22 protein-coding genes and 2 pseudogenes are annotated in these 25,582 nt (G+C 70.7%); 11 read left to right on the forward strand and 13 right to left on the reverse strand.

All coding sequences use genetic code 11. The annotated features are described in order from the left end of the window. Window positions 1-39: 39 nt before the first annotated feature. The 4 genes and pseudogenes from sucB to ACY8FT_RS02435 form a co-directional block, all read right to left on the reverse strand. Window positions 40-1,857, reverse strand: a complete 1,818-nt coding sequence (gene sucB / locus ACY8FT_RS02420) for a 2-oxoglutarate dehydrogenase, E2 component, dihydrolipoamide succinyltransferase (protein ID WP_462417354.1) — start codon at window positions 1,855-1,857, stop codon at window positions 40-42. 105 nt (window positions 1,858-1,962) lie between these two features. Next, window positions 1,963-3,345 carry a dihydrolipoyl dehydrogenase gene (lpdA, locus tag ACY8FT_RS02425; protein ID WP_462417355.1) on the reverse strand — a complete coding sequence of 461 codons (1,383 nt, stop codon included), beginning with the start codon at window positions 3,343-3,345 and terminating at the stop codon, window positions 1,963-1,965. A gap of 230 nt (window positions 3,346-3,575) precedes the next feature. After that, window positions 3,576-4,839, reverse strand: a pseudogene (locus tag ACY8FT_RS02430) (IS3 family transposase). A 179-nt stretch (window positions 4,840-5,018) separates the two neighbouring features. Further along, entirely contained in the window at window positions 5,019-6,590 is a 1,572-nt protein-coding gene (locus ACY8FT_RS02435; RefSeq protein WP_462417356.1) for a leucyl aminopeptidase, read from the reverse strand. A gap of 131 nt (window positions 6,591-6,721) precedes the next feature. On the opposite strand from ACY8FT_RS02435, the gene gcvT reads away from it, so the two are divergent. Further along, a complete protein-coding gene (gene gcvT, locus ACY8FT_RS02440; protein WP_462417357.1) occupies window positions 6,722-7,840 on the forward strand; it encodes a glycine cleavage system aminomethyltransferase GcvT in 1,119 nt (372 codons plus the stop codon). A 70-nt stretch (window positions 7,841-7,910) separates the two neighbouring features. Here the strand turns inward: gcvT and ACY8FT_RS02445 are convergent, their stop codons facing one another. Next, window positions 7,911-8,930, reverse strand: coding sequence for an SCO2322 family protein (locus ACY8FT_RS02445; RefSeq protein ID WP_462417358.1), 1,020 nt, complete (start codon window positions 8,928-8,930; stop codon window positions 7,911-7,913). Window positions 8,931-9,007: 77 nt separating this feature from the next. On the opposite strand from ACY8FT_RS02445, the gene ACY8FT_RS02450 reads away from it, so the two are divergent. The 7 genes from ACY8FT_RS02450 to ACY8FT_RS02480 all read left to right on the forward strand — a co-directional run bounded on the left by ACY8FT_RS02450 (window position 9,008) and on the right by ACY8FT_RS02480 (window position 15,467). After that, the gene (locus ACY8FT_RS02450) at window positions 9,008-9,628 is read left to right on the forward strand and encodes a DUF3043 domain-containing protein (RefSeq protein WP_462417359.1); all 621 of its coding nucleotides are present in this window, start codon (window positions 9,008-9,010) and stop codon (window positions 9,626-9,628) included. Between the two features lie 67 nt (window positions 9,629-9,695). Then, the gene (locus tag ACY8FT_RS02455; RefSeq protein ID WP_462417360.1) at window positions 9,696-11,060 is read left to right on the forward strand and encodes a M20/M25/M40 family metallo-hydrolase; all 1,365 of its coding nucleotides are present in this window, start codon (window positions 9,696-9,698) and stop codon (window positions 11,058-11,060) included. 123 nt (window positions 11,061-11,183) lie between these two features. Continuing rightward, on the forward strand, window positions 11,184-11,543 hold the full coding sequence (locus ACY8FT_RS02460) for a HesB/IscA family protein (protein ID WP_462417361.1): 360 nt from the start codon (window positions 11,184-11,186) through the stop codon (window positions 11,541-11,543). Window positions 11,544-11,558: 15 nt separating this feature from the next. After that, on the forward strand, window positions 11,559-12,254 hold the full coding sequence (gene aat / locus ACY8FT_RS02465) for a leucyl/phenylalanyl-tRNA--protein transferase (protein WP_462417362.1): 696 nt from the start codon (window positions 11,559-11,561) through the stop codon (window positions 12,252-12,254). A gap of 74 nt (window positions 12,255-12,328) precedes the next feature. Beyond that, window positions 12,329-13,243 (forward strand): aa3-type cytochrome oxidase subunit II, encoded by a 915-nt coding sequence (gene ctaC / locus ACY8FT_RS02470; RefSeq protein ID WP_462417363.1) that lies wholly within the window; start codon window positions 12,329-12,331, stop codon window positions 13,241-13,243. Next, a complete protein-coding gene (ctaD, locus tag ACY8FT_RS02475; protein ID WP_462417364.1) occupies window positions 13,243-15,054 on the forward strand; it encodes an aa3-type cytochrome oxidase subunit I in 1,812 nt (603 codons plus the stop codon). Before ctaC ends, ctaD begins: the two co-directional genes overlap by 1 nt. Window positions 15,055-15,062: 8 nt before the next feature. Continuing rightward, the gene (locus ACY8FT_RS02480) at window positions 15,063-15,467 is read left to right on the forward strand and encodes a cytochrome c oxidase subunit 4 (RefSeq protein ID WP_462417365.1); all 405 of its coding nucleotides are present in this window, start codon (window positions 15,063-15,065) and stop codon (window positions 15,465-15,467) included. 186 nt (window positions 15,468-15,653) lie between these two features. On the opposite strand, the pseudogene ACY8FT_RS02485 reads toward ACY8FT_RS02480, so the two are convergent. The 6 genes and pseudogenes from ACY8FT_RS02485 to ctaE form a co-directional block, all read right to left on the reverse strand. Then, window positions 15,654-16,157 (reverse strand): annotated as a pseudogene (locus ACY8FT_RS02485) (PhzF family phenazine biosynthesis protein); the annotation flags it as partial. Beyond that, entirely contained in the window at window positions 16,148-16,549 is a 402-nt protein-coding gene (locus ACY8FT_RS02490) for a metallopeptidase family protein (protein WP_462417366.1), read from the reverse strand. The gene ACY8FT_RS02490 and the pseudogene ACY8FT_RS02485, both read right to left, overlap by 10 nt. A 98-nt stretch (window positions 16,550-16,647) precedes the next feature. Beyond that, entirely contained in the window at window positions 16,648-18,393 is a 1,746-nt protein-coding gene (qcrB, locus tag ACY8FT_RS02495; RefSeq protein ID WP_462417367.1) for a cytochrome bc1 complex cytochrome b subunit, read from the reverse strand. Next, window positions 18,390-19,430, reverse strand: a complete 1,041-nt coding sequence (gene qcrA / locus ACY8FT_RS02500; RefSeq protein WP_462417368.1) for a cytochrome bc1 complex Rieske iron-sulfur subunit — start codon at window positions 19,428-19,430, stop codon at window positions 18,390-18,392. Before qcrA ends, qcrB begins: the two co-directional genes overlap by 4 nt. 38 nt (window positions 19,431-19,468) lie before the next feature. Continuing rightward, entirely contained in the window at window positions 19,469-20,263 is a 795-nt protein-coding gene (qcrC, locus tag ACY8FT_RS02505) for a cytochrome bc1 complex diheme cytochrome c subunit (RefSeq protein WP_462417369.1), read from the reverse strand. 61 nt (window positions 20,264-20,324) lie between these two features. After that, complete coding sequence (ctaE, locus tag ACY8FT_RS02510; RefSeq protein ID WP_462417370.1) at window positions 20,325-20,978, reverse strand: aa3-type cytochrome oxidase subunit III; 654 nt, start codon at window positions 20,976-20,978, stop codon at window positions 20,325-20,327. 181 nt (window positions 20,979-21,159) lie between these two features. Here ctaE and trpD point away from each other — a divergent pair, with 181 nt between their 5' ends. Next, a complete protein-coding gene (gene trpD, locus ACY8FT_RS02515; RefSeq protein WP_462417371.1) occupies window positions 21,160-22,245 on the forward strand; it encodes an anthranilate phosphoribosyltransferase in 1,086 nt (361 codons plus the stop codon). 3 nt (window positions 22,246-22,248) lie between these two features. Here trpD and ACY8FT_RS02520 read toward each other — a convergent pair whose 3' ends face one another. Both ACY8FT_RS02520 and ACY8FT_RS02525 read right to left on the reverse strand, forming a co-directional pair. Then, complete coding sequence (locus tag ACY8FT_RS02520) at window positions 22,249-22,530, reverse strand: Lrp/AsnC family transcriptional regulator (protein WP_462417372.1); 282 nt, start codon at window positions 22,528-22,530, stop codon at window positions 22,249-22,251. A 9-nt stretch (window positions 22,531-22,539) separates the two neighbouring features. Then, complete coding sequence (locus ACY8FT_RS02525; RefSeq protein WP_462417373.1) at window positions 22,540-24,288, reverse strand: DEDD exonuclease domain-containing protein; 1,749 nt, start codon at window positions 24,286-24,288, stop codon at window positions 22,540-22,542. Between the two features lie 189 nt (window positions 24,289-24,477). Between ACY8FT_RS02525 and ACY8FT_RS02530 the strand changes: the two genes are divergently transcribed. Both ACY8FT_RS02530 and ACY8FT_RS02535 read left to right on the forward strand, forming a co-directional pair. Further along, window positions 24,478-24,720, forward strand: a complete 243-nt coding sequence (locus tag ACY8FT_RS02530; protein ID WP_462417374.1) for a hypothetical protein — start codon at window positions 24,478-24,480, stop codon at window positions 24,718-24,720. Beyond that, window positions 24,720-25,556, forward strand: coding sequence for a hypothetical protein (locus ACY8FT_RS02535; RefSeq protein ID WP_462417375.1), 837 nt, complete (start codon window positions 24,720-24,722; stop codon window positions 25,554-25,556). Before ACY8FT_RS02530 ends, ACY8FT_RS02535 begins: the two co-directional genes overlap by 1 nt. Window positions 25,557-25,582 lie beyond the last annotated feature (26 nt).

Raw genomic sequence — 25,582 nt, forward strand, 5'->3', positions numbered from 1 at the left:
TGCAAGGGCCGTGTCGCCGGAGGCGACGCAGGCGGACGATCAGACCTCGAAGTGGCCCTCCTCCAGGCGCTCCTTCATGGTGTTCAGGAAGCGGGCGGCGTCGGCGCCGTCCACGATCTGGTGGTCGTAGGACAGGGCCAGGTACACCATCGAGCGGATGGCGATGGTCTCCAGGCCGTCCTCGTCGCTCACCACGACCGGGCGCTTCACCACGGCACCGGTGCCGAGGATCGCCACGTTCGGCTGGTTGATGATCGGGGTGTCGAACAGGGCGCCGCGCGAACCGGTGTTGGTCAGCGTGAAGGTGCCGCCGCTCAGCTCGTCCGGACCGATCTTGCCGTCGCGGGTGCGGCTGGCCAGGTCGTCGATCTTGCGGGCGATGCCGGCGATGTTCAGCGACCCGGCGTCCTTGATCACGGGGACCAGCAGGCCCTTGTCGGTGTCCACGGCCATGCCCAGGTTCTCCTGGGCGTGGTAGACGATCTGGTCGTCCTCGAGGCTCGCGTTCACCGTCGGGTGCTCCTTGAGCGCCTCGATGGCGGCCTGCGCGAAGAACGGCAGGAAGGAGAGCTTGACGCCCTCGCGGGCCTGGAAGGCCTTCTTCTCGCGGTCGCGCAGGCGGGCGATCTTGGTGACGTCCACCTCGACGACGGTGGTCAGCTGCGCGGAGACCTGCAGCGACTCCATCATGCGCTGGGCGATGACCTTGCGCAGGCGCGACATCTTCTCGGTGGTCCCGCGCTTGGCCTGCAGGTCACCCAGGGCACCCGACGGCTTGGCGGAGGACTGGCGCGCCGGGGTGGCCTTCTCCTGCTGGGCGGGCTTCTCCTGCGCAGCAGGCTTCTCGGCGGCCTTCGGCTGCTCGGAAGCGGCCTCCTGACCGGAGCCCTTGCCCTCGGCCGCGGCCAGGACGTCCTGCTTGCGGATGCGACCACCCACGCCGGAGCCCTCGAGCGTGGAGAGGTCCACACCGTGCTGCTTGGCGAGCTTGCGCACCAGCGGGGTCACGTAGGTCTCGGTGTCGGAGGACCCGCCCTGCGGCTGCTGGTCCTTCTTCTTCTCGACCTTCTTCGCGTCGGCCTTCGCCGCCGCCTGCGGGTCCTCGGACTTGCCCTCGGCCGCGACCTCCTCGGCGGAACCGGCGTCCATCGGCTCCTCGTCCTGGGAGCCCTCGTCCTCGGAGGACTTCTTCTCCGAGGCCTTGTCGTCGGCCTTCTCGTCCTCGTCGGAGGAGTCGTCGGAGCCGCCGGCCTCGCCGCCGATCACACCGAGCTCGCCACCGACCTCGATGGTCTCGTCCTCACCGGCGATGATCTTGGACAGCACGCCCTCGAAGGGGGAGGGGATCTCGGTGTCCACCTTGTCGGTGGAGACCTCGAGCAGCGGCTCGTCGACGGCGACCTCGTCGCCCTCGGCCTTCAGCCAGCGGGTGACGGTGCCCTCGGTGACGGACTCGCCGAGCTCCGGCATCGTCACGGTCTGGCCCCCGCCGCCACCGGAGGACTTCTTGGCCGGCTTCTCCTCGGCCTTCTTCGGCTCCTCCTGGGGCTCCTCGGCCTTCTCCCCCTTCTTCGGCTCGTCGGCCTCGTCGGACGAGTCGTCGGAGGAGCCACCGGCCTCGCCGTCACCGACGACGGCCAGCTCGCCGCCGACCTCGACGGTGTCGTCCTCCTCGGCCAGGATCTCCTGCAGCACACCGGCCACCGGGGAGGGGATCTCGGTGTCCACCTTGTCGGTGGAGACCTCGAGCAGCGGCTCGTCGACCGCGACCTCGTCGCCCACGGCCTTCAGCCAGCGGGTCACCGTGCCCTCGGTCACGGACTCGCCGAGCTCCGGCATCGTCACCTTTTCAGACATTCCCTGTCTCCTCGGTAGTTCGTTCAGCGTTCACAACTGCCCTTGCTGGGGCCCATTCTCCACACGCGACGGCGGGGCGCACCACCCGGGGCGCGCCCCCGTCGGTCACGCGTGGGCGTGCAGCGGCTTGCCCGCGAGCGCCAGGTGCGCCTCGCCGAGAGCCTCGTTCTGGGTGGGGTGGGCGTGGATGAGGGCGGCGACCTCCTCGGGGAGTGCCTCCCAGTTGTAGATGAGCTGGGCCTCGCCGACCTGCTCGCCCATGCGGGCGCCCACCATGTGGATGCCGACGACGGGGCCGTCCTTGCGGCGCACCAGCTTGACGAAGCCCTGGGTGACCAGGATCTGGCTCTTGCCGTTGCCGCCCAGGTTGTACTCGAGCGCCTCGACCGCGTCCTCGCCGTAGGTCTCCTTGGCCTTCGCCTCGGTCAGACCCACCGAGGCGATCTCCGGGTCGCAGTAGGTCACGCGCGGGATGCCGGTCTCGTCGATGGGGGCGGGCTCCAGGCCGGCGATCTTCTCGGCGACGAAGATGCCCTGCGCGAAGCCGCGGTGCGCGAGCTGCAGGCCCGGCACGATGTCGCCGACGGCCCACAGGTGGTCCACGCCGGTGCGCAGGTTCTCGTCGGTGATGACGAAGCCGCGGTCCAGGGTGACGCCGGCCTCCTCGAAGCCCATGCCCTCGGTGACCGGGCCACGGCCGATGGCCACCAGCAGCAGGTCGGCCTCGATGGCGCTGCCGTCCTCCAGGTGGACGGTCACGCCGTCCTCACGGTTGTCCACGGACTGGAACTTCACGCCGGTCTTCACGTCGATCTTGCGCTTCTTGAAGGAGCGCAGCAGCGTCTTGCTGACGGCCTCGTCCTCCGCCGGCACGATGCGGTCCAGCCCCTCGACGACGGTGACCTTCGCCCCGAAGCTCGTGTACACGCTCGCGAACTCGACGCCGATGACGCCGCCGCCCAGCACCACGACGGACTCGGGGACGAAGTCCAGCTGCAGCGCCTGCTCGGAGGTGACGACGCGGCCGCCGACCTCGATACCCGGGATGAGCTTCGGGCGCGAGCCGGTGGCCAGCACGACGTCCTTGCCGACGAGCTCCTTGTCGCCGACGGTGACGGTGTTCGGCGCGGTCAGGCGGCCCTCGCCCTCGACGTAGTCGACCTTGCGGGCCTTGACCAGCCCCTGCAGGCCCTTGTGGAGCCGGCCGATGACGCCGTCCTTGTAGGAGTTCACGGCGGGCATGTCGATGCCCTCGAAGCTGGCGGTGACGCCGAACTTCGAGCTCTCGCGGGTGGAGTCGGCCACCTCGGCGGCGTGCAGGAGCGCCTTGGTCGGCACGCAGCCCTGGTGCAGGCAGGTGCCGCCCAGCTTGCCCTTCTCCACCAGGGCCACGGTCAGGCCCAACTCGGCGGCGCGCAGGGCAGCTGCGTAGCCGCCGCTGCCGCCGCCGAGGATCACGAGGTCGTGGGTGGGCTGGCTGCTCGGCATGGGTACTCCTGGTGTCGGGGGATGTCGTGGGCGGTCGTCGCCCGGCAGAGGATGGTCCCCATCGTGCCACGCGCCGGAGGAGCTCCGGCGGGTGGCGCGTGGTGTGCCCCCGGAGGTGGTGCGAGGCGGTGCGGGAGGCGCGCTTCGGCGCGGTCCGCCGCCGTGCACGGAGCCCCCACCCGACGCTGAACTGTCCCCCTGAAGTTGGACTGGTTTGAGCGTACGGGGTCTCACGCGGCAGCGAGGGTCTGGTTCCGGTACTGCACCGGGGCCAGGCCCTCGTTGCTGCTGTGGGGGCGGTCGTGGTTGAACCAGGCCAGGTAGTCCCGCAGGGCCGTCGTGAGCTGGGTGGGTGTGGTGAAGGACGTGTCGCAGTACAACTCGTCCTTGAGGTGACCGAAGAAGCTCTCGATGACGGCGTTGTCCAGGCAGTTGCCCTTGCGGGACATCGACGCGGTCGCACCGACCCGTGCGAGTAATTCCTGCCAGGTGGCGTGCTGGTACTGGAATCCCTGGTCGGAGTGCACGATCGGGTGCTGGCCCGGTTCCAAGGTGGTCAGGGCCTGCTGCAGGGAGGAGTTCGTCAGCGTCAGGGTCGGGGAAGGGCCGATGGTGGCGCCGATGACCTGTCGGTCGAACAGGTCCATCACCGCTGAGAGGAACACCTTGTCCGGGCCGATGTGGAACTCGGTGACGTCGGTGACCCACTTCTGGTTCGGCCCGGTGACGGTGAAGTCACGGTCCAGCACGTTGGGCGCGGTGCGACTGGTGGTACCCCGGTAGGACCGGAACCGGCGCCTGCGGATCGGGCAGCGCAGATCGAGCTCGCGCATCAGCTTCCACACCGTCTTGCGGGAAACGACCCACCCGTCGGCGCGTAGTTGCGCCCAGACCCGGCGGTGCCCGAAACGCTTGCGACTGGCCGTGAACACCTCGGTGATCGCGGTCTTCAGCTCGGCCTGCGGGTCCGGCTCCAAGAGGCGTGCCTGGTGGTAGAAGAACGTCGAGCGCGCCAGACCGGCCGCGGCCAGCAGGTCACCCAGACGGTGCTGCGCCTTGAGGGAAACGACGGCCTTCACCTTGGCCGACGTTGCTGCTCCATCAAGGCCTGCAATTTTCCCAGGTAGGCGTTCTGCGCCCGCAAGCGCTGGTTCTCCCGGCGCAACGCCTCGAGCTCCGAGACCGGCTCCGAAGGCCTGGCCGGGCGGCCCCTGGGTCTGGGGCGCAGCCCGTCAGGCCCCTCGGCTTTCAGGACTCTGGCCCAGGTCGCGATCAGGGGCGGTGAGGGCACCCCGAACTCGCCGGCCAGTGCCACCTTGGATTCACCGGCCAGGTAGCGCTGGGCGGCCTCAAGCTTGACCTCGAACGGGTAGGACTTCTTCGGTGGCTCCACCAACGCTCCTCGGCCTGACAGTTTCCAGCGTCGGTAGAGACTTCGCACCGCCCAGCGGCTCTTGCCCAGCCGCGTGGCCACGGCGCGAGAGCCCCAACCAGACTCGAAGAACTCTACGGCCGTCAACCGCTCCTGCGATGACAACGAACTCTTGGCCTCCATCACGAACTCCCCGGGAGTCGGAACTGATTTCTCAGTCCAACTCCCGGGGAGCAGTTCAACGCATCGGGCGGGGGCTCCGTGTGCTGGCCGGGCGGTCGCGACCGCCCGTTGTGTGGGCTCAGGCCAGAGGGACGTCCTCGACGGCCGCGAGCAGCGTGCGCACGCCGGAGCCGGTGCCGCCGGCGGGGGTGTAGCCCCAGGGGCTGCCCTCGTGGAAGGCCGGGCCCGCGATGTCGATGTGCACCCACGGGATCTGGCGGGCGTCGCCGGTCACGTGGTCCGCGCCGTCGGTGGAGCCGACGAAGCGCTGCAGGTAGGCCGCGGCGGTCTGCATGCCGGCCGGCTTGCCGTAGCCGATGATGTTGCGCAGGTCGGCGACGGGGGAGACGAGGCCCTCGTGCACCTCCTCGGGGATCGGCAGACCCACCAGCGGCTCACCGGTGCGGTCGGCGAGGCCCACGACGCGCTCGCGCAGGTCGTCGTCGTTTGCCACGACGCCGGCGGTGCGGTCACCCAGCGCCATGACCGCGGCACCGGTGAGGGTGGCGATGTCCATGACGAGGTCCGGCTTCTCGCGGGTGGCGAGCACCAGGCCGTCGCACATGGCCAGGCGGCCCTCGGCGTCGGTGTTCAGCACCTCGACGGTCAGGCCGTTCAGGGCGGTCACCACGTCACCGGGGCGCTGCGCGTTCGACGACGGCATGTTCTCGGCCAGGCACAGGATGCCGGTCACGGCGGTGTCGACCTCGAGCTCGGCGGCGGCGAACACGGCACCGGCCACGGCGGCGGCGCCGCCCATGTCGCACTTCATGGTGGTCATGCCGGCCGGCGGCTTCAAGGAGATTCCGCCGGTGTCGAAGGTGATGCCCTTGCCGACCATGGCCACGTGCTTGTCGGCGCCGGCCGGGCGGTAGCGCAGGAAGGCGACGCGGGGGCCGCGCGCCGACCCCTTGCCCACGCCGTGGATGGCGCCGGCGCCCATCGCCTCGAGCTGCTCGGCGTCGATCACCTCGACCTCGACGCCCTCCGGCGCGTGCTGCCGGGCCGACTCCGCGAAGGACTCGGGGTAGAGGAAGTTGGCCGGGGTGTTCACCAGGTCGCGGGCGTAGCTCATCTGCCGGCCCAGGACCGCCGCACGACGCAGACCGGTCTCCAGCTCACCGGCGTCACCGGCAGCGGCGACCTCGATGCGGCGGACCTCCGGGGCCTCGGCCTCGACCGCGTCGGTGGCCTCGACGTCGCTCTTGAAGCGGGTGTCGGCGTAGGCGCCGAGCACGGCCCCCTCGGCGACGGCGGTGGCGCCGGCCGCGTCGGTGGCCGGCAGGGCGAACAGGACGTGCGCGGCACCGCCGGTGGCACGGACCGCCGCGCCGGCCGCGCGGCGCAGGCGGTCGTCACCGGCGTCCTCGCGCGCACCGAGACCGGCCACGACCACCAGGCCGGCGGAGACGCCGGCGGCGCCCGCCAGGACGGTGGTGCTGTCGACGGCGCCCGTCGCCTTGAGCGTGGTGAGGGCCGAGGTGATCGCCTCCACGGCCTCGGTGGGCAGGCCGTCGGCGGCGAGCTCCGCCCGCCCGTCGACCGCCCAGGCTCCCAGCACCAGGGCGTCCGCCCCGGTCTCCGCGGGGGTGCCGGTGGCTGCTGAGAGCTGCAGGTCGAAGGGGGACAGCTCGAAGGGCAGGCTCGTCATCAGGTCTCCTCGTCTCGGGTTCGTGCGGGTGCGTGTCGGCGCCCCGGTGCGCCGGGATAGACGCCTCTTCAGTGGTCCCGATGGTACGCATGGTGCGACCTGCGTCACTCGCGGGCAGGTACCGTGCACCCATGAGCGACTCCTCCCTGCGACAGTCCCCCTTGCACGAGGCGCACGTCGCCCGCGGCGCCAAGATGGCCGACTTCGGTGGCTGGGATATGCCCATCGAGTACCCCGGCGGTGGCGTGAAGGCCGAGCACAACGCGACGCGTGAGGCCGTCGGCCTGTTCGACGTCTCCCACATGGGCAAGGTCCGGGTCTCCGGTCCCGGCGCGGCCGCCTTCGTCAACTCCTGCTTCACCAACGACCTCGAGCGCATCGAGCCGGGCAAGGCCCAGTACACGATGTGCTGTGCCGAGGACGGCGGCGTGGTCGACGACCTGATCCAGTACCTCCGCTCCCAGGACGACGTGCTGCTGGTGCCCAACGCGGCCAACGCCACCGAGGTCGCCCGCCTGCTCACCGAGGCCGCGGCGGAGCGCGCCCCCGAGGTGCGCGTGACCGACGAGCAGACCGAGCACGGCATCGTCGCCGTGCAGGGCCCGAAGGCCGACGAGGTCATGGCAGCCGTCGGCCTGCCCACCGACCACCCCGACTTCATGTCCTTCCTCGACTCCTCCTGGCAGGGGCACGAGGTCGTCGTGTGCCGCTCCGGCTACACCGGTGAGAAGGGCTATGAGGTCATCTGCCCGTGGGACGCCACCCCCGCCCTGTGGGACGCCCTGGTGGCGGCGGCCGAGGAGGTAGGGGGCCTGCCCGCCGGACTCGGTGCCCGCGACACCCTGCGCACCGAGATGGGCTACCCGCTGCACGGCCACGAGCTGTCCCCGGAGATCTCCCCGGTGATGGCCCGCAACGCGTGGGCCGTGGGCTGGGACAAGGAGTCCTTCTGGGGCAAGGAGGCCCTGGCCACCCAGCGGGCGGAGAAGTCCGGCCGCCTGAACCGGGGCATCAAGGTCACCGGTCGGGGCATCCCGCGCGAGGGCAACGAGGTGAAGAACTCCGAGGGCGAGGTCATCGGCGTCGTCACCTCCGGCACCTTCTCGCCGACCCTGGGCCACGGCATCGCCATCGCCCTGGTGGACCGTGGCAACACCTTCGGCGACGAGGTCGTCATCGACGTCCGCGGGCGCGAGGTCGCCGGTGAGCTGGTCAAGCCCCCGTTCGTGGAGGCCGGCGTCCGGGGCTGACCGCCTCGACGACCGTGTGGCGACGCCCCTCCCGTTGGTGGGAGGGGCGTCGTCGTGCTCGGGGAGGGAGTCAGCGGGTGCGGTCGTCGGGGGAGCCGTCCCGGACGGAGGTCGAGCCGCCCGCGGTGGGGTCGGGGCGCGACGGGGCCTCTGCGCGGCTCGAACGGCTCCGCCGAGCCAGCACGGTGCGGATCCCGGAGGTGGTCCCGTCGGGACGGGTGGGCAGCGGGCGCAGCAGCAGCCACAGCCCGATCCCGATCAGGCCCAGCAGGGCCGCGGTCCCGTACCAGGGCACCAGGGCACCGGTCGAGGGGCGGGCGTCGGGGTCCTGCGCGGTCCCGGGGAGCGCCTTGTCCTCATCGCCCCCTGCGGCCTCGTCACCGACCTTCGCCTCGTCGTCCGTCGCGTCGTCCGAGGGCTCCGAGGCCGTCGGGTCGTCGGTGGCGTCCTCTTCCTCTTCGTCCGTCCCCCCGTCCGTCTCGCCCCCGCCGGTGGTGTCCTCAGGACGCGGGCTGGCCTCGACGGGCTCGTCGGTGGCCTCCAGCACGGCCGGGTCCGCGTCGGCCACGCGGTTCCGCGAGCAGCCGTCGGACGGGTGGCCGTCGACGGCGCAGACGGCACCGGAGGACCCTTCGACCTCCACGGACTCCCGGATCGTCCGCTCCAGGGTGGCGTCGCTCGCCACGGAGGCGCAGGTGAACTCCACTTCCGGCAGGCCCTCCTCGCGCGGCGTCGCGGACTCCTCGGGGCGTCCGTGGTCCACCACGACGGCCACCCGCTTGCGACCCCACTCCGCCGGGGTCTGGGCGCAGGCGGTCGCGAAGTCGGGCGTCGCCCGCGGGGAACGTCCCTCCTCGGCATTGCGGGGGACCATCGCGTAGCGCAGGCCGACGGTGCTGCCGTCGGCGGGGACGTTCGTCCGGGCACCCTCCTCGGGCACCTCCCACTCCGTCCCGGTGGACGACCAGGTGGACCAGTAGCGGGTGCCGGGATCGGCGGTGGCGGAGGTCGCGGTCAGGAGGGGAGCGGTGAGCGCGAGGGCGGCGACGGTCGCCCGTGCTGCCTCCCGGCCGATGCGTGTGCGGTGCATGGTTGTCCTCCCCGTGTGTCCCAACGCGTCCGCGTGACCTGCGCGGCGCAGTATGTCACCGCACGTATCCTTGGGTCATGGCCCACCGTGACACCGTGCAGACCGAGGAGCCCCCCGCAGTGCAGGAGGAGGACACCCGGCCGGCGGGTCAGCGGAAGAAGGGGCGGCCGACTCCGAAGCGGCGTGAGGCCGAGGCGGCGCGGCGCAAGCCGCTGGTGGTGACCGACCGCAAGGCCGCCAAGGAGGCCGACCGGCGGGAGCGCGCGGAGGAGCGCGCCCGGGTGCGGCAGGGGATGCTCGACGGCGACGACCGCTACCTCCCGGCGCGTGACCGCGGGCCGGTGCGTGCCTACGCCCGGGACCGGGTGGACGGCCGCTTCACCGTGGGTCAGGTCATGCTGCCGATCCTGGTCGCCGTGCTGGCGGCCACGATCCTGCTCATGGCGCTGCCGGAGCAGGCCGGCTGGGTGCGCATCGCGGTCTTCGTCGCGGTCTACGGCATGCTCGTCGGCGGCCTGGTCGACGGGTGGGTGCTCGGACGCCGCCTCAAGGGCGAGGTGGCCCGGGTCTTCCCGCGGCGCGCGGACGAGACGCGCGGCCTCATCACCTACGTGATCATGCGCAGCTTCCAGATGCGTGGCGCTCGCACCCCGCGTCCCGCCGTCGCCCGCGGCGAGAAGCCCCGCGCCCTGCGCTGAGCCCCCCCCTCGCGCGAGGGCGCTCACCCGCGCCACGGGGCCGTGTAACCCGACATAGGGTCGGGGCATGACCGAGAACTCCGCTGCTTCCCCCACGCCCACCGACGACGCCGCGCTGCGGCAGGCCGTCCTGGACGGCATGCCCCGGGTCGTCGACGAGCTCATCGAGCTTGCCCGCATCCCCAGCGTCTCGATGCCCTCCTTCGACCAGCGGCACGTGGACGCCTCCGCCGAGGCGACCGCCCACCTGCTGGAGGAGGCCGGCCTCGAGGTCGAGATCGTCCGCGAGGGCGGGGCCCCGGCGGTCATCGGTCGGCTGGCGGCGCCCGAGGGCGCCCCGACCGTCCTGCTCTACGCCCACCACGACGTGCAGCCCCCCGGTGACGAGGCGGACTGGGACAGCCCGGCCTTCGAGCCGACCCGCCGCGGGGAGCGGCTCTTCGGTCGCGGGTGCGCGGACGACAAGGCCGGCATCATGGCGCACGTCGCCGCCCTGCGGGCCCACGGCGGCCGGCCCCCGGTGGGCGTGACCGTCTTCGTCGAGGGGGAGGAGGAGTACGGCTCCGAGAGCCTGCCGGTCATCCTCGAGAAGCACGGCGACAAGCTCGCCTGCGACGCGATCGTGCTGGCCGACTCGGCCAACTGGAAGGTCGGCGTCCCGGCGCTCACCACCTCGCTGCGCGGCATGCTGCGGGTGCAGGTGACGGTCTCGACCCTCCAGCACGCCGTGCACTCGGGCATGTACGGCGGCCCGGCGATGGACTCGCTCACGGCCTTCTCCCGCCTGGCGGCGACCCTCCACGACGAGCAGGGCGACGTGGCCGTGGCCGGCCTGGCGGTCGACCCGGTGAACGACCTTGAGATGGACGAGGCCGACTTCCGGGCCGAGTCGGGCATGCTCCCCGACAGCCGTCTGGTCGGCACCGGCAGTCTCACCGAGCGTCTCTGGGGCCGGCCGACGGCGAGCGTCATCGGCATCGACGCCCCGCGCGTGGACTCGGCGTCGAACACGCTGCTGCCCACCACCACGGGCCTGCTCTCCTTCCGGCTCGCTCCCTCGCAGGACCCGGAGGCCGCCTACGACGCCATCCGGGAGCACCTGCAGGAGAACGCGCCCTGGGGTGCCACCGTCGAGACCGAGCTGCAGGACGCCGGCAGCGGCTTCTCCGCCGACGCGACGGGCCCGGCCTACGACGCCGCCCGCAGCGCCTTCGGGGCCGCCTGGGGGACCGACGCCGTCGACGTGGGGCTGGGTGGCTCCATCCCCTTCATCGCCATGTTCGCCGAGCGCTTCCCCGAGGCATCGATTCTCGTGACCGGGGTGGAGGACCCCGACACGCGTGCCCACGGCGCCAACGAGAGCCTCCACCTGGGGGAGTTCGAGAAGGTCTGCGTGGCCGAGGCGCTGTTGCTGGCGGGTCTGGCCCGCTGAGTGGACGCCCGGTGGGCGACACCCTGTGTCGTCGTCCACCGCCCCCCCCGAGGTGGCCGGGTGGTCACCGGCGGGGCGTACGCTGGTGCGAACACCAGCAGCATCGTCAGTGAGGACATAGACATGACCGTCCAGGACCAGACCACTTCCGAGGCCACGCACGGTGTCACGCTGACGCCGGTCGCGGCCGAGAAGGTCAAGAGCCTTCTCTCGCAGGAGGGGCGTGACGACCTGCGCCTCCGCATCGGGGTGCAGCCCGGCGGCTGCTCCGGTCTCATCTACCAGCTCTACTTCGACGAGCGCTCGCTCGACGGTGACCTCACCCGCGACTTCGGCGGCGTGGAGGTCGTGGTCGACCGCATGAGCGCTCCGTATCTCGACGGGGCGTCCATCGACTTCGCGGACACGATCGAGAAGCAGGGCTTCACGATCGACAACCCGAACGCGGGCAGCTCCTGCGCCTGCGGCGACTCGTTCAGCTGAGTCGTCGGGCGGACGGTGCGCTTCGGCTGTCGGCTGGACTTCGCGTCCGCCGTGGAGTCCGCCGTCCCGGGTGACGACCTGGTGGGTGTCGGGGGCGACCTCGCCCCCGACACCCTTCTGTCTGCCTACACCCACGGGGTCTTCCCGATGGGGCTGGGTCCGGGGGGCTCGGGGGAGCTGGGGTGGTGGTTCCCCGAGGAGCGCGGCGTGCTGCTGCCCGGGGGGCTGCACGTGAGCCGGTCGCTGCGACGCTCGCTGCGCTCGTTCCGCACGACGGTCGACCGGGCCTTCGACGAGGTGGTCCTCGGGTGTGCCGACCCGACCCGCGTCGGCGCCTGGATCTCGCCGGCCATCCGCGCCGCCTACGGTCGGCTGCACGACCTCGGGTACGCCCACAGCGTCGAGGTCTGGCAGGGGCAGGAGCTCGTCGGCGGCCTGTACGGCGTCGGTGTCGGCGGCTTCTTCGCGGGGGAGTCGATGTTCCACCGGGCCACCGACGCCTCCAAGGCCGCGATGGTGGGGATGGCCGCGGTGGTCGAGAGCGCCGGGGCCGAGGCGCTCGTGGACGTCCAGTGGCAGACGCCGCACCTCGCCTCGATGGGCGTCGTCCGCGTCGGTCGCGACGACTACCTGGCGCGGCTCGGGCGCGCCACGAACCTGCCGGACCCTTGGCGGCGAGCCGCCCCCGTTGTGAACTCCGACGTTGGGTAGGATGATGAGGCAACTGCAGTGCACCCCGTCAGGGCAGTGCACTGACGAAACTGCTTCACGGAAGGTGGCATCGAGTGCACAGGCACCCCGAGCACACACGGCGCTGGAAGCGCCCTGCGGTCCTGGCCGGAGCGGCCACCATCGGCGCGCTGGCCCTGAGTGCCTGCGGCAGCGCTGACCAGATCAAGCGCGGTTACCTGGCGGAGGGCGTCACCGAGAACGCCCAGAACGTCACCGACTTCTGGGTCGGCATGTGGATCGCCGCGCTGGCGGTCGGCATCCTCGTCTGGGGCCTGACGGCGTGGTGCATCCTCGCCTACCGGCGCAAGAACGAGAACGAAATCCCCAAGCAGATCCGGTACAACGTGCCGATCGAGATCCTGTACACGGTCGTGCCGATCGTGATGGTCGCCGGTCTGTTCCTCCAGAACACCAAGACCGAGGGTGACCTCATGGGTCTGAAGGAGCCCGACAACGTCGTCCACGTCGCCGGCAAGCAGTGGAGCTGGGACTTCAACTACCTGGACGACGACGTCCACGACTCCGGTCAGCAGGCCGTCCTCACGGGTGAGAAGGGCGTGGAGGAGACCCTCCCCACGCTGTACCTGCCCGTCAACGAGCGCACCGAGTTCGTGCTCACCTCCCGTGACGTCATCCACTCCTTCTGGGTCCCGCAGTTCCTCCAGAAGCTGGACATGATCCCCGGTGTGGTCAACCGCTTCCAGGTGACCCCCACCGAGGTCGGCACCTACCAGGGCAAGTGCGCCGAGCTCTGCGGCGCGTACCACTCCGAGATGCTCTTCCAGGTGAAGGTCGTCGAGCAGGACGAGTACGACAAGCAGATGCAGAAGCTCAAGGACGAGGGCAAGGACGGGTTCCTCGACACCGGTTACGACCGCAAGGAGCTCGTCGAGGGTGAGCGGGACGTCCAGGACCGCGACCCCGGCCACAACGACTGGATCATCAAGGGCGGGAAGGACGACAACTGATGGCCACCATCTCTCACCCGGGGGCTGCGCACCGCGTCGCCGACGAGGCGCGCACCGTCGCCCGTCCGCAGACGCGTGCGGGCTCCATCGCGGTCAAGTACCTGACCACGACCGATCACAAGGTGATCGGCAACCTGTACTTCATCACGACCGTCGCGTGGTTCTGCCTCGCCGGTCTGATGGCGCTGCTCATCCGCGCCGAGCTGTTCGACCCGGGCATGCAGGTGCTGCAGTCCAAGGAGCAGTTCAACGCGCTGTTCACCATGCACGGCACGATCATGCTGCTGCTGTTCGCGACGCCGCTGTTCGCGGGCTTCGCCAACGCGCTCATGCCGCTGCAGATCGGTGCGCCGGACGTCGCGTTCCCGCGCCTGAACATGTTCGCCTACTGGCTGTACCTGTTCGGCGGCCTCATCGCCGGCGCGGGCTTCCTCTCCCCGGAGGGTGCGGCCTCGTTCGGCTGGTTCGCCTACCAGCCCCTGGCCGGCCCGACCTACAGCCCCGGGCTGGGCGGTGACCTCTGGGTCATGGGCCTCGGCCTCGGTGGTTTCGGCACCATCCTGGGTGCGGTCAACTTCATCACCACGATCGTCTGCATGCGTGCGCCTGGCATGACCATGTTCCGGATGCCGATCTTCACCTGGACCGTCCTGGTGACCTCGATCCTGGTGCTGCTGGTGTTCCCGGTGCTGACCGCCGCCATGTTCGGCATGGCCGCCGACCGCATCGTCGGCACGCACATCTACGACGTGTCCAACGGCGGCGCCATGCTCTGGCAGCACCTGTTCTGGTTCTTCGGCCACCCCGAGGTCTACATCATCGCGCTGCCGTTCTTCGGCATCATCAGCGAGATCGTCCCGGTGTTCAGCCGCAAGCCGATCTTCGGCTACAAGACCCTGATCATGGCGACCATCGCCATCGCTGCCCTCTCCATCTCGGTGTGGGCCCACCACATGTTCGGTACCGGCCAGGTGCTGCTGCCCTTCTTCTCGGTCATGACGATGCTGATCGCCGTGCCGACGGGTGTGAAGTTCTTCAACTGGATCGGCACCATGTGGGGCGGCTCGCTGAGCTTCGAGACCCCGATGCTGTGGTCGCTCGGCTTCCTGGTGACCTTCCTCTTCGGTGGTCTGACCGGTGTCGTGCTGTCGGCTCCCGCGGTCGACCTGCACCTGACTGACTCCTACTTCGTGGTGGCGCACTTCCACTACGTGATCTTCGGGACCGTGGTGTTCGCGATGTTCGCCGGCTTCTACTTCTGGTGGCCCAAGTTCACCGGCAAGATGCTCAACGAGTTCTGGGGCAAGGTGCACTTCTGGCTGCTGTTCGTCGGCTTCCACACGACCTTCCTGGTGCAGCACGTGCTGGGTGTCGAGGGCATGCCCCGTCGTTACGCCGACTACATGGCCGAGGACGGGTTCACCTTCCTGAACCAGATCTCGACCGTCGGCGCCTTCATCCTCGGCGTCTCGATGCTGCCGTTCTTCTGGAACATGTACATCACCGCCAAGAACGGCGAGAAGGTCGACGTGGATGACCCGTGGGGCTGGGGCTCCTCCCTGGAGTGGGCGACCAGCTGCCCGCCGCCGCGCCACAACTTCAACGCCATCCCGCGCATCCGTTCCGAGCGTCCGGTGTTCGACCTGAACCACCCCGAGGTCGCGGCCATCAACGCCCCGACCCCGGACTCCCAGGTCGTCGGCGCCCTGGTGGACGAGCCGGACATGGCCGGTGTGCACGGTGACGGGTCGGCGCACAGCAACGACCACTACGACAGCACCCGCGCCGCGGGTCGCACGACGGAGAAGTGAGGACCAGCATGAAGGTTGAAGGCAAGCTCTTCTGGTACCTCCTCCCGCCGTTCATCGCGTTCTTCCTGCTCTACGGCTTCTGGACGGGGTGGAACGAGTGGGTCGGCACCGTGTGCCTGCTGCTCTCGGGTGGCATGGTCGCGATGATCGGCTGGTACATCGGCGTCACCGCCAAGACCCTGCCGGCCACTCGCCCGGAGGACGACCGCTACGGCCACATCGACCAGGTCGCCGGTCACTACGGCAACTTCGCGCCGTACTCCTGGTGGCCGCTGTGGCTGGCCCTGGCCGGCGCCGTGGTGTTCGCCGGTGTCGCCATGGGCTGGTGGATGGCCGTGATCGGCGCCGTGTTCCTGGTGTTCGCCGTCATCGGCTGGACCTACGAGTACTTCTCCGGTCCGCACCACGTCTGAGTCGACGTACCGAACACGCGTGAGCCCGCCCCCTCCTCGGAGGGGGCGGGCTCTTCCGTGTCTCCACCAGCCACGTCGCGTTGCCTCGTGCTTACGGGGTGGCGGCGTCTCGGCACAGGGTCCTCGTCGTGCCGCCCACCCAGAGTCCACCCTCGGGTACGCGCCGATCACACCGACCACCGCGTCTGGGAGGTCGGAGAAGTCGGGCCTCAGGGCCAGCACCTCGTCCGCCGTCGCCAGACGGACGAGGGCCCAGCCCGGCCCGTTGTCGACCCGCTGGTGCCCGAACGCCTGGTCGGGCTCGATGCCAAGACCCGTGACCACGCGCGCTAGGTAGGCGGGGGCGAGGTCACCATGGCGGACCGTGGGAGGTGCCGCGCAGGCGAGTCGTTCGTCCTCCCGGCGGACAGTGACCAGGCCGGTGGGCCACTCCTGCACGATGTACCGGGGGTCGTGCGGGGCGGCGCCTGCCTCCAGCCACTCGTGGGCGGAGCCCAGGGTGGGGTGACCGGCGAAGGGAGGCTCACCACCGGGGGTGAAGATGCGTACGCGGTAGTCGGCTCCGGGTGCCGTCGTCGACCTGGGCGAAGGCGCGTGACCGGGGCATAGGCTCCATGCTCCCAGTGCGTGGACCGTGACGAACCGACGCAGGCTCGTCGCGCGCGTCGACCGGCTGGGACTCAGCCCCAGCCGAGCTCGTGGAGGCGCTCGTCGCTGATGCCGAAGTGGTGACCGACCTCGTGGAGGACCGTGATGGCCACCTGCTCGCGCAGCACGTGGGGAGTGCGGTAGGCCCGGGAGAGCGGGCCACGGAAGATGAAGATGCGATCCGGCATCGGGGGCAGGTGGAAACCGCCGCGTTGGGGGAGCGGCACGCCCTCGTAGAGGCCGAAGAGCGTCTGACCCTGCCCGTGGGCCCCCGGGGCGTCGAGGTTGTCCAGCTGGTCGGGAGTCGGCTCCTCCTCGACGAGGATGACGACATTGTCCATCCGGTCGACCAGTTGCGGGGGCAGCCGGTCGAGACCGTCGCCCACCGCCTCCTCGAACTGGTCGCGGGCGAGGGCGTAGCCACGGGGATCCATGGGGTCCATCATCTCAAGCGACGGCAGGGGAGGAGCACACGCAGGAGGGCCGCCCACCCCCTGGGGGATGAGCGGCCCTCCTGCGTGGCGTCGCGTCGTCAGTGACGCTTGGTGCCCTGCAGCGACTCCTCCACGGCAGCGACCTCGGTGCGCGCCTGGGTGTCCAGGGCGTGGTCGTGCGCGTGGTGCTCGTCGGCGCGGGCCTCGGCCAGCTCGGCCGGGGTCACGACCGGGATGCGGTCCTCGAAGAAGAAGGAGGTCATCCGGGCGCGGGCCTTGTCCTTGAAGGACGGGGGGCGCTGGCCACCGTGCTCGTCGGTGCCGGCGATCTCCTCGGCGGTGAGGGCCCGATAGTCCGGGTGCTGCACCAGGTTCCAGCGCTCGTAGGGCGACAGCTCCTCGTGGGCCTCGAAGAAGCGGCCCTCCGGGGTGCGGACGATGCGACCCGACTCGCGGCCGTGCAGCACCTTGTCGCGGTCGCGACGCTGCATCGACAGGCAGATCCGCTTGACGACCCAGAACACGATCACCGGGCCGACGAAGAACAGAACTCGCAGCACGTTGGTGATGTCGTTGATCGACAGCCCCAGCTTGATGGCCATGAGGTCGTTGCCGGCAGCGGCCCACAGCACGCAGTACACCGTGAAGAACGCGGCACCCAGACCGGCACGGACCGGGGCGTTGTACGGGTACTGGAGCAGGTGGTGCTCGCGGTCGTCACCGGTGACCCACGACTCGAGGAAGGGGTAGATCATCGCCAGCCCGTACATGAACGGGATGAGGAACAGCGAGCCGGGGAAGATGTTCATGTTGAACGTGCGGTCGAACAGCACGAACTCGAACGTGCCCGGGAGCAGTCGCAGCGCACCGTCCGCGAAGCCCATGTACCAGTCGGGCTGCGAGCCCGCGGTCACCTGGGTGGGCTCGTACGGGCCGTAGGCCCACACCGGGTTGATCGTGACCAGGGCCGAGATCAGCACGGTCAGACCGAACACGATGAAGAAGAACCCACCGGCCTTCGCGGCGTACACCGGCATGACACGGAAGCCGACGACGTTGTCGTTGGTGCGACCCGGTCCGGGGTACTGGGTGTGCTTGTGCACGGCCACCAGGATGATGTGGACCGCGAACAGGCCGACCAGGATGGCCGGGATGATCAGCACGTGGAAGGCGTAGAAGCGGGGGATGATCAGCTCGCCGGGGAACCCGCCACCGAAGAGCCAGTAGGACAGGTAGGTGCCGATGATCGGCGCCGACATCAGGAAGCCCTGCATGGCGCGCACACCGGTACCCGACAGCAGGTCGTCCGGCAGCGAGTAGCCCATGAAGCCCTCGAAGATGGCGATCATCGACAGCGCGCAGCCGATCACCCAGTTGATCTCACGCGGCTTGCGGAACGCGCCGGTGAAGAACACGCGCAGGGCGTGCAGCATGATCGCGACGATGAAGATCAGCGCGGCCCAGTGGTGGATCTGCCGCATGAGCAGACCACCCTTGATGTCGAAGCTGATGGCCAGCGTGGAGTCGTACGCCTCAGAGAGGCCGATGCCACGCAGCGGCTCGTAGTCGCCGTCGTAGACGGTGTGCGCCATCGAGGGGACGAACCACATCGTCAGGAAGACGCCCGTGATCAGGCAGATCACCATGGAGTACATGGCGATCTCACCGATCATGAACGACCAGTGGTCGGGGAAGACCTTGCGCATCAGGTACTTCGAGAAGCCGGCACCACCGGTGCGGGCGTCCACCCAGGTGGCGACGTTCTCGATCGGACCACGCTGCGCAGGGGCGGCGGGTGCCGGGCGCGTGGTGCGCGCCATGCGGGACTCTGCAGCGGTGCTCACAGCTCACGCTCCCAGTAACTCGGACCAACGGGCTCGGCGAACCCCTGGTCGGCCGTCAAGTAACCCTCCTCGTCCACGGAGATCTTCAGCTGCGGCAGCGGGCGCTTGGCCGGGCCGAAGATGACCTTGCAGTCCTCCGTCACGTCGAAGGTGGACTGGTGGCAGGGGCAGAGGAGGTGGTGGGTCTGCTGCTCATAGAGAGCGACGGGGCAGCCCACGTGGGTGCAGATCTTGGAGTAGGCGACGATGCCCTCGTAGCCCCACTCCCGCTGCTTGTCGGACTTGATGTCGTCCGGGTTCAGGCGCATCAGCAGGACGGAGGCCTTGGCCTTCTCGTCCAGCGGGTGCTCCGCCTCGTTCACGCCCTCGGGGAGGATGTGGAAGACCGAGCCCAGGCTGACGTCGGCCGCCTTCACGGGGATGCCGTCCGGGTCGGTGACCAGGCGAATGCCCTTCTTCCAGTAGGTCTCCGCCAGGTCGTTGCCGGGCAGCGGGCCCATGGAGCCGACGAGCTGGATGCCCAGCGGCAGGACGAACAGGCCCAGCGCGCCGCCGAGGGTGTACTTGATCAGCGGGCGACGCATGATCTGCGAGGACTCCAGGCCCTCGGCCATGGCGTCGGCGAAGCCACGACGGGTCTCCTCGTCGGCGGCCAGGACGTGACGCTCCTCGGTGACCTCGCGGTCGTCCATCAGGGTCTTGGACCAGTGGACGACGCCCAGGCCGATGCCGAGCAGGGACAGCGCCATGGTCACGCCGAGGACCACGTGGTACAGGTTCTGCGCGCCGATGCCGGGGATCGTGCCGACCGCGTCCTGGTCCATCCAGAAGTAGGCCACGATGAAGGCCAGCGTCCCGAGGATGGACAGCAGGAAGAAGCCTGCGACCTGACGCTCGGCCCGACGGGCTGCCGCCGGGTCGACGTCGGCCCAGCGCATCACGTGCGGCGGGTGGCCGGGGTTCTCGAAGTGATCGGGCACCACGTCGTGGTGGGAGTCACCGCCGTGGGGTACGGGGTGGGTGGAGCCGTGCGACATGGCGTCCTCTCCGTGAGCAGGGATGTGAGCAGGGGCCATCAGCTGGACTTCCGGGTCAGCCAGTAGGCGGCGCCGAGGAACAGGCCGATGCCGAGGGTCCAGATGAACACGCCGTCGGCCACCGGGCCGAGGTTGCCGAGGTCGTTACCGCCCTGGTTGGGGGAGTTGTGCATCTCGTCCAGGTAGGCGGAGATGTCCTCCTTGTCCTGCGGCGTGAGGTTCTGGTCGTTGAACACCGGCATGTTCTGCGGGCCGGTCTCCATCGCCTCGTAGACGTGCTTGGGCTCCACGCCCTCCAGCGAGGGGGCGTACTTGCCGCGGGTCAGGGCGCCGCCGGAGCCGTTGAAGTTGTGGCACATGGCGCAGTTGACGCGGTAGAGCTCACCACCGTGGGCGGGGTCGGCGTCCTTGAGGTCGGTGTACTCGTCCTCCGGGACCGCGGGACCCTTGCCCAGGGACGCGACGAACGCGGCCATCTGGTCGATCTGCTCCTGGTTGAACTGCGGCTCCTTGCGCTGGGCCTGCACCTGCGGGCCGGACAGCGGCATGCGACCGGTGGCGACCTGGAAGTCGACCGCAGCGGCGCCGACGCCGACCAGCGACGGACCGGCGTCCTCGATGCCCTCACCGTTCGACCCGTGGCAAGTCGCGCAGTTGGACTGGAAGAGCTTGTCGCCCTCCTTCACGTCGTCGGCGGAGGCGCTCTTGCTGCTCTCGGCCTGGACCTCGGACGGCTTGAGGGCCGTGTACAGGCCGCCCATCACGGCCAGGGCTGCCACCAGCAGCACCACGATGGCAGCCGGGTGTCGCCGGAGTTCGAGGAGGGAGTTCATCGGGTGGACCAATCGTCGGAGGGCTCGGGGACGGTTCGGGGGGGACGCGCTGGTGCGACCGTCATCGCAGGAGGTAGATCGAGGCGAACAGGACGATCCACACCACGTCGACGAAGTGCCAGTAGTAGCTGGTGACGATGGCGCCCGTGGCCTGCGAGTGCGAGTAGTGGCGGGTGGTGAAGGTGCGGCCGATGATCAGCAGGAAGGCCATGAGGCCGCCCAGCACGTGGATGCCGTGGAACCCGGTGGCCAGGTAGAAGATCGACGTGTACGAGTCGGTCTGCAGGGTGAAGCCCTCGTGCACGAGCTCGGCGTACTCCAGCACCTGCCCGGCGATGAAGACGGAGCCGAAGATGTAGGTGAGGACGTACCACTCGCGCATGCCCCACTTGCCGATCTCGAACAGGCCGCCGGTGCGGGAGGACTGTCCGTGCTCGGCCTTCATGACGCCGAGCTGGCACCACACGGAGCTGATGACCAGGATCATCGTGTTGCCGAGGGCGAAGGGGACGTTGAGCTCCGGGGTGTGCAGCTCCCACAGCTGGGGAGCGACGGAGCGCAGCGTGAAGTAGATCGCGAACAGGCCGGCGAAGAACATGAGCTCGGAGCCGAGCCACACGATCGTTCCGACGGCCGCCATGTTCGGACGGGTCACGGGGCCGAGCGCGTTGGAGCGGATCTCGGCTTGCACGGGGGAGTAGTTCACAGTCGCCACGCGAGCATTATGGACCATGCCGCAGACGGAAACGGTCAGGGGCGCACCGGCTACGACGGTGCATCGCAGTTTTCGCCTCGTCCCGGCTCGTCACCTGCGACACGCCCCCTGTCCGAACTGCCTGTGACGGGCAGGCGGGCGGGCGGTCCGGGCACGGGATGTCGGTGACTAGGCTGCGCGCATGGCGATCGAGACCGGCGAACTGACCTGGCGATCCGTCCTCACCGACCTGCTGGCCGGGCGGGATCTGAGCCGGGAGTCGGCGGCCTGGGCGATGGACGAGATCATGTCCGCCCGGGCGAGCGACGTCGAGGTGGCCGGCTTCCTGGTCGGTCTGCGCGCCAAGGGCGAGACCGTCCAGGAGGTGCGGGCCCTGGCCGACGTGATGGTCGAGCACGCGGTCGCCCTGCCGGTCGACAGCGGTGACAGGACGGTGGTGGACATCGTCGGGACCGGTGGTGACGGCTACGACACCGTGAACATCTCGACCATGGCGTGCATCATCTCCGCCGCCGCCGGGGTGACCGTGGTGAAGCACGGCAACCGCGCGGCGTCGTCGAAGTCGGGGGCGGCCGACGTGCTGGAGGCCCTGGGCGTGGACCTGACCCTGCAGCCGGGGGCGGTGGCCCGGGTGGCCGAGGAGGCCGGCATCTCGTTCGCCTTCGCGCAGACCTTCCACCCGTCCATGCGCCACGCGGCCACGGCCCGGCGCGGCCTGGGGATCCCCACCGCCTTCAACATCCTGGGGCCCATCACCAACCCGGTTCGTCCGGAGGTCTCCGTCGTGGGGTGCGCGCAGGCGCACGTGATGGAGACGCTCGCCGGGGTCTTCGCCGAGCGCGGGACGGCCGCGACGGTCATGCGGGGACGTGAGGGCCTGGACGAGGCGAGCCCGGCCGAGCCCACCGACGTGCGCTGGGTGCGTGACGGGCAGGTGCAGGAGTTCGTGCTGGAGCCCGAGGCCGTGGGGGTGCGCCGGCACGCCATCGAGGAGCTGCGGGGTGGCGACGCGCGGCACAACGCGCAGGTGGCGCGGGACGTGCTGACCGGCGTGGACCTGCCTGCCGGCGAGGCGGCGGTCCTCAACGCCGGCCTGGCGCTTGCCACGGCGGCCCGGGTCCCCGGGCCGCTGGACCAGTCCGGGTTCGATGAACTCGTGTCCACGCACGTGACCGCGGCGCGGCAGGCGATCGCCTCCGGTGCTGCCCGGGACGCGCTCGAGGCGTGGGTGCGGGCCAGTGGTGCCGCGGGGGCCGGTCGGGGCTGAGCGTCAGCCGTCGAGCCCGATGGCGAAGGCCTGCGCCTCGTCCTGCGCGGAGTAGGTGCGGAACGCGATGTGGGTCTCGGTGTCGCTGATGCCGTCCACCTTGTTGAGCCGGTCGGCGATCACGTCGGCGAAGTCCTCGTGGCGCTCCACCTTGACCGTCGCGATGAGGTCGACCGTCCCGGCGGTGGAGTAGACCTTCTCGACGCCGGGGATGTTCACGACCTCCTGGGCCACCTGGGGGATCTTGGCGGACTCGGCGTGGATGAGGACGATGGCGGAGATCATGTGCCCAGCCTAGCGACGCGTTCTGCGGCCGGGAGCGGGGACGTCGGCGGAGACCGCCTCCTCGAGCGGTCCCGCGGCAGCCGCGGCCGAGTGGATCGGTGAGGCCCAGTCGCCGGAGCTCGTCACGAGCCGGACGCCGTCGCCGTCCAGCCAGCGCAGGACCAGGTCCGCCTCGGACGGGAGGGCGGCAGGGGACCCGTCGGGCCGGGCCGTGACGACCTCCGCGGTGGCCACCAGCGAGTCGACGACCGGCATCGGGTCGACACCGCGCGGGGCCAGGGCGGTGCCGGCGAGTCGCCCGTGGCGGATGCAGACCAGCTCCCAGCCGCCGGCCGCCATGGGGGCGGCGGCGACGAGCTCCGAGATCGAGGCCAGTGCCTCGTGCCGTTGGCGGCGCGCTGCGGCGCGGAGGTACGCCCGGGCCCCGTCGCGCAGGACGCGGGCCTCCTCGAAGCGCTCGGCCCGTGCGAGCTGCTCCATGCGGCTGCCCAGTGCGCGCCAGGCGGCGCGGTGGTCGCCGGCGAGCGCCTGTCGTGCCTCCTCGACCACCGCCCGGTAGTCGGTGCGGGAGACGGCCCCGGTGCAGGGGGCCCCGCACCGTCCGAGGTCGGCCAGGGTGCAGGCCGTGGTGTTCCGGGCCGCGGACGCCTCGGTGACGCGCTGGGTGCACTGGCGCAGGGGCAGTGCGGTGTGGAGCGCCGCGACGGCCTCCTTGGCCGCGGAGGTCGACGGGAACGGGCCGATGTGCGTGGCTGCGTCGTCCGACACGGTCCGGACGACGGACAACCGCGGGAAGGGTTCGTCGGTGAGCCGGACGTAGGGCAGTCGGGCCCCCCGGCGGCCGGCACGGTTGTACCGGGGCTGGTGCTCGGCGATGAGGCGGGCCTCCCGGACCGAGGCCTCGAGTGCCGTGGGGCACACGATCGGGACCACGCGCTCGGCCAGGCGCACCATCTCGTCCATGCGCCGCCGGGTCTCCGAGGCCGTGAAGTACTGCGAGACCCGCCGGCGGATGTTCACGGCGGTGCCGACGTAGAGCACCTCACCCGAGACGTCCAGGAAGCGGTACACCCCCGGTGCCTCCGGGAGCCCGTCGGCGAGGGTGCGCTTGCGGCGCCGGGCCTCGGGCACGTGCCGGGTGTGCGCGAGCAGCTCCTCGAGCGAGTCGACGCCGAGCGTGCCGACCCGTTCGACGAGGCCGTGCAGGACGTCGACGGTCGCGCGGGCGTCGTCGAGGGCGCGGTGGGTCGGGGTGGTGTGCGTGCGGAAGTGCCGGGCGAGCGTCGCGAGCTTGTGGTTCGGGACCTCACCCCGGGGGAGCACCTGCCGGGCGAGGTGGACCGTGTCGAGGACCGGGTTGGTCGGGGCGGCGTGACCGGTCCGGGTGCAGGCCGCCCGGACGAACCCGGTGTCGAATCGAGCGTTGTGCGCCACCAGGACGGCGTCGCCGGTGAACTCCAGGAAGCTGGGAAGCACCTCCTCGATGGCCGGGGCGCGCGCGACCATCGAGGAGGTGATCCCGGTGAGCACCTGGATGTGCGGGGGGATGCCGTGGGCGGGGCGGACCAGGGTCTGGAACTCCCCGAGCACCTCGCCGCCGCGCACCTTGACGGCACCGAACTCGGTGATCTCGCAGTCGGCCGGGCTGGTGCCGGTGGTCTCGAGGTCGAACACGAGGAAGGTCACCTCGGACAAGGGGGTCCCCAGGTCGCCGAAGGTTCCCTGTACCCCGTCGGCGGGGACGCGCGGGCTGGGCATGGGCGCACGGTAGGACCGGCCACCGACAACCTCGTCGGTGCAGGTGTTCATCCACACCCGTGTCCGACGAGTGGGCGGAGGTTGTCGGTCAGGTGTTCTAGCGTGGGGTCATCGGTCGCGGACGGCGGCCGTCGGGGCCTCGGGGCCCGGCAGGAAGAGGACGCAGGACGAGACGGACGGGAGTGGATCATGAGCGAGTTCCGGCACGAGCGGGGTGACCGGACCGGCCGCGGGGAGGTCTGCGGCGGGTGCGGTGCGGTCACCGGCGGAGACGGGGTGCAGCCGGTGGTCGCGGAGCTCGACCAGGGGGAGCAGCAGGCGGTGGCGGCGCTCGTGCGCTCGGGCCTGGTCGGTCTGGACACGGCGCTGGGGCTGCGGGCCCAGGTGCCGGCCGCGTCACCGCGTGGCAGGAGGCTGGCGACAATGGGGTGATGAGCTGGCCGTCGACCTCCCGCCGGGTGCTGCTCCTCGGGTTCGGGGGAGTCGTGGTGGGAGGGGTGTCCGCCTGTGGCGGTTCATCCGACGGCGCACCCGGCCCGGAGGGCGAGGCGGTGCCCGGGCTGGATGCCTCGCGAACGCCCTGGCCGTCGCGGGTGGTCGCCGCGGACCGGGCCGTACGGGAACGCTGGGGATCGACTCCCGGAGGGCGACCGGTGCGGGTGCGCCTGGTGGAGGACCGGTCGGAGTACCTCCGCCGCGGCGGGACGGATGCGGCGCCGGGGCTCACGCAGGGTCTGCAGGTGGTGGACCCCGGAGGTGCAGGAGGTGAGGGTGACCCCGCGGGGGCGGGCGCCGCGGTGGTCGAGGTTCTCCTGCACCCGCAGGTGGCCCGGCTCCGAGGCGACCAGGCGGACCTGGTGCTCCGCCACGAGCTCGTCCACGCCCGGTTCGACCAGACGATCGTGCGCGGTGAGCCGCTCTGGTGGCGAGAGGGAGTCGCGGAGTGGTTGGCCCACGCGGTGGTCGGTGGGACGCCGGGAGGTGAGGCGTCGAGAGGTTCGGCATCGGGCGCGGCCCCTTCGGGGGTCGGGGCCGTCCCGGGGGCCGGCGGCGCGGAGGGGGCCCGAGCGGGTCGGTACGCCCGTGCCGGTCGCGCCGTGCGTGCGCTCGCGGTCGCCGACGAGGAGGTCGTGCACGCGGTGGACGAGGCGTGGGGTTCCACGGGGTTGCCGGACGCATCGCGCCTGGGGGACTTCCTGGCGGACCGAGGGGTCGGTGCGCGGACACGCCGGCAGGTGGTCGCGGCGGTCACCGACGAGGCGCGGTGAGGCCCCTGTCTTGCGTAGTCTCGGGG

It is taken from the genome of Kytococcus sp. Marseille-QA3725, assembly GCF_054950055.1.